The sequence below is a fragment of the Caulobacter sp. 17J65-9 genome (assembly GCF_010975005.1).
Lineage (GTDB): Bacteria > Pseudomonadota > Alphaproteobacteria > Caulobacterales > Caulobacteraceae > 17J80-11.
In genome coordinates this window covers 1-3,993 of sequence record NZ_JAAIVC010000244.1, presented here as the reverse complement: position 1 = coordinate 3,993, position 3,993 = coordinate 1, and the positions used below count along the sequence as shown (strand labels likewise).

1 protein-coding gene and 2 pseudogenes are annotated in these 3,993 nt (G+C 68.5%); 1 reads left to right on the top strand and 2 read right to left on the bottom strand.

The window, feature by feature from the left end; genetic code table 11:
* A pseudogene (locus G3573_RS20595) lies at positions 1 to 301 on the top strand (hypothetical protein); the annotation flags it as partial.
* 52 nt (positions 302 to 353) lie between these two features.
* Here G3573_RS20595 and G3573_RS20590 read toward each other — a convergent pair.
* Together G3573_RS20590 and G3573_RS20585 are read right to left on the bottom strand one after the other, a co-directional pair.
* Entirely contained in the window at positions 354 to 3,575 is a 3,222-nt protein-coding gene (locus G3573_RS20590) for an efflux RND transporter permease subunit (protein WP_163263531.1), read from the bottom strand.
* 28 nt (positions 3,576 to 3,603) lie between these two features.
* A pseudogene (locus tag G3573_RS20585) lies at positions 3,604 to 3,993 on the bottom strand (hypothetical protein); the annotation flags it as partial.

Here is a 3,993-nt window from a genome sequence, read left to right as displayed (position 1 = left end):
CGGCCGGACCACGGCGAACACGCCGGTGCGGGTGTCGGTCGACGGCCGCCCGGCCGGCCGCGGCCGCTCGGACGCCGCGGGCGTGTACGGCGTGCGCCTGAACGGCCCGATCAAGGCCGGCGAGCACGCCCTGCGGGTGGAGACGGACAAGGTCGCTGTGGAGCGTCGGGTCGCCCTGGCGAGCCGGGCGCCGGGCGGGGTGTTCACGGCCGCGCGGACGGAGGCCGGTTGGCGGGTGGACTGGACGCCGCCGGGCGGCGGGGCCCAAACCACCCTGGTTCTGGTCGAACCGAAGGCCTAGGGCCCAATCCGATCCCTCGGATCGGACTGGGCCCGAAAGGCGCGTCGAGGCCTTACTCGGCCGGTTCCGGCAGGGGCCGGCCCGGCTGCGGCGGGTAGTCGCCGAGCGGCGGCAGCGCCGGCTCGGTGCGCTTGCGGGTGAAGCGGGCCTTCATCACGCTGGGCAGGGCCAGCATGGTCGGCGTCACCAGCAGGGTGAGGAAGGTCGAGAACGACAGGCCCCACACGATGGCGCCGGCCATCTGCACCCACCACTCCGAGCCGGGCGGCTTGAACTCGATCGCGCCGGTGCGGAAGTTGGGCTCGATCTGGAACATCAGCGGCAGCAGGCCGACCACGGCGGTCAGGGTGGTCAGCAGCACCGGACGGAAGCGCATGGCCGCCGCCCGCAGGGCCGCGAAGTCGCCGGGCACGCCCTTGCGCTTCTCTTGGTAGAAGGTGTCCACCAGCACGATGTTGTGGCCGACGATGACGCCCGCGAGGGCGACGACGCCGGTGCCGCACATGATGATCGAGATGTAGTCGAAGGTGCCCAGCAGGTTGATCTGGATGCCCAGCACGACCCCGACCGTCGACAGGACCACGGCGAACAGGGTGCAGAACACGCCCCAGAAGCTGTTGAACTGCCAGAGCAGGATCATGCCCATCATGAACAGCGACACCAGCATGGCGGTCAGGAAGAACATGCCGGCCTTCGCCGTGTCCTCGTCGGCGCCGCGGAATTTCCAGCGGACCGCGTCGCTGATGCCAGACTTCTCGAGCTTCGGTTTCAGCTTTGCGATCACCTGGTTGGCCGCGACGCCCGGCTTGGCGTTGGCCTGGATGACCACGACACGCTGACCGTCGCGACGGTTGATGGTGGTCACCTGCGGCGCGGCCTGACGGGTCACGAAGTAGGAGGCCGGCACCGCGCCCTGGGGCGTGGTGATCTTCAGCTGGTCGAAGGTCGACAGGTTGCGCGCGTCGGCCGGGAAGCGGACGCGGATGTCCAGCTCGTCGTCGGCGTCGTCGGGGCGGAAGCGCCCGGCCAGCACGCCGTTGGTGGCGAACTGGATGGCCTGGCCGACCGAAAGCACGCTGACGCCGTAGCGGCCGGCCGCTTCGCGGTCGACGGCCAGGTTCCACTCCAGGCCCGGGGAGGTGCGGCTGTCCTCGATCTCGAAGAGTTCGCCTGACTTGTTCAGCTCGGCCAGGATGATCTCGGAGGCGCGGTCCAGGGCGACGACGTCGGAGCTGCGCAGCTCGACCTGCACGTCCTTGCCGCCCTGGGGACCGCCCTGGGGCTTGCGCACCTCGATGCCGACGCCCGGGATCTCGCCGACGCGGGCTCGGACGTCCTTTTCGATGTCGGCGCCGCGCACGCCCAGCACCTTGCGCTGGTCGAAGTCGACGAAGTCCATGCGCACCGAGCCGATGGTGTCGGCCGGAGCGCCGCCGAACAGGCCGCCGCCCTGGCGGCCGACGCGGACGAAGACGTTCTCCACGCCCTTGACGTTCTGCAGCCTGGCTTCGACCTGGCTGACGATCTGGTTCATCGCCGGGGTCGAGAGGTTGCCGCGCGCCTTGACGTAGACGGTGGCCCACTCTGGGTCCTGGTTGAGGAAGAACTCGGTCTTGTGCGGCGTCATCTTGAACCAGACGAGCACGGCCACGATCACCCCGATGGTGGCGAACATGGTCAGGCCGGGGCGGTGCACCACGCCCCACAGGAAGCGCGCGTACTGGCCCATGAAGCCGCTCATCTCGCGGGCGTCGCCCTCTTCCGAGATGCGGATGTTCTCCTCGTCGTGGTCGTGCTCTTCCGAGCGCTTGCCGAACAGCGAGCCGAGCGCCGGGGTGAAGATCAGGGCGATGAGGATCGACGAGCCGAGCACGAAGAACAGGGTGATCGGCAGGTAGCTCATGAACTTGCCGGCGATCTCGTTCCAGAACAGGAACGGCACGAAGGCGCAGAGCGTGGTGGCGATGCCGTTGAACACTGGCCAGAACATCCGCTCGCCGGCCAGCTTGTAGGCTTCCTTCTTGTCGAAGCCTTCGGCCAGCTTGCGGTCGGCGTACTCGACCACGACGATCGAGCCGTCGACCAGCATGCCCACGGCCAGCACCAGGCCGAACATGACCATCATGTTCAGGGTGATGCCGGTGGCCTGCAGGATCAGGAAGGCCAGCATGAAGCAGGCCGGGATGGCGGCGCCGACCAGCAGCCCGGCCCGGATGCCCAGCGAGGCGACGATGATGATCATCACCAGGATGACGGCGATGATCAGCCCGGACTCCAGCAGGGTGAGGCTGCGGTTGATGTCCTCGCTCTGATCGAAGGTGTAGGTGACCTTCACCGCGGTCGGCCAGTGCGCCTTCTCGTCGTCGACCAGCTTGCGGGCGTCCTTGACGGTGTCGAGGATGTTGGCGCCCTGGCGCTTGACGATGTCGATGGACATCGACGGCTCGCCGTTCACGCGCGACATCGATCCGGCTTCCTTGAAGGTGCGGTGCACCTGGGCGACGTCGCCCAGGGTCACGACCCGGTCGCCGTTGACCTTGATCGGCAGGCTGAGGATGTCGTTCGGGCCTTCGACCACGCCCGGGATCTTGACCGCGAACTTGCCCTGGCCGTTCTCCAGGTTGCCGGCCGGGACCAGCTGGTTGTTGGCCCGGATCACGTTGGCGATATCGCCGGCGGTGATCTTGTAGGATTCCATCCGCAGCGGATCGATGGTGACCTCGAGCAGTTCCTCGCGGCCGCCGTAGACCTCGGCGCGCAGCACGCCGGGCAGGGTCTCGATGCGGTCCTTCAGGTCCTGGGCGGTCTTGAACAGCTGCCGCTCCGGCAGGCCGCCATGCAGCACCACGGTCAGCACCGGGTCCTGGTTGGCGTTGTACTCCTCGATGATCGGCTCCATGGCGTCGGGCGGGAAGCGGCCCTTGGCCATGTCGACCTTGGAGCGGATGTCGTTGAGCGCCTTTTCCTTGTTGAAGTTGACCGGGAATTCGAGCGTCACCGTCGCCGCGCCCTGGGACGCGACGGCGTTCATCTCCTTCAGGCCCTCGACGGCCTGCAGCTCGACCTCCATCGGGCGCACCAGCAGGCGCTCGGCGTCCTCGGGGCTGACCCCGGGGTAGGGCACCGTCACCGACACGAACGGGAAGGTGATGTCCGGGTTCGATTCCCGCGGCAGGTTCAGGTAGGCGAAGAAGCCGAACAAGGCGGCGACCAGGGTGACGGCCAGCACCACCTTGCGGCGGGCGATGGCGCCCTGGATCATGGCTCCGATCATCGGTTCAGTTCCCTTTTCGGACCCGCGATCAACGCGACGCCACGCGCACCTTCTGACCTTCGGCCACGTACGACTGGCCGACGGTGATCACATTGACCGAGCCGCTCAGGCCCGAGACCCACACGCCGTCGGCGGTCTCTTCCAGCACCTTGACCGGTGCGAACCCGACTGTCCGGCCGTCGTCGGCCACGTAGCGCACGCCCTGGCGGCCGGCGGAGTCCAGCACCAGAGCCGAAACCGGCACCAGGTGGGCGGCGCCGCGGCCGGCTTCGACGTTGATCTGCGCCGACAGGCCGGCGCGGACGGAGGCCTGCGGGTTCGGGGCGGCGATCTCGACGCGGTAGGTGCGGGTGGTCGGGTCGGCCTGGCGGGCGACGAAGCGCACCTTGCCGACCAGCGTGCCGCCGGCGCCCAGGTC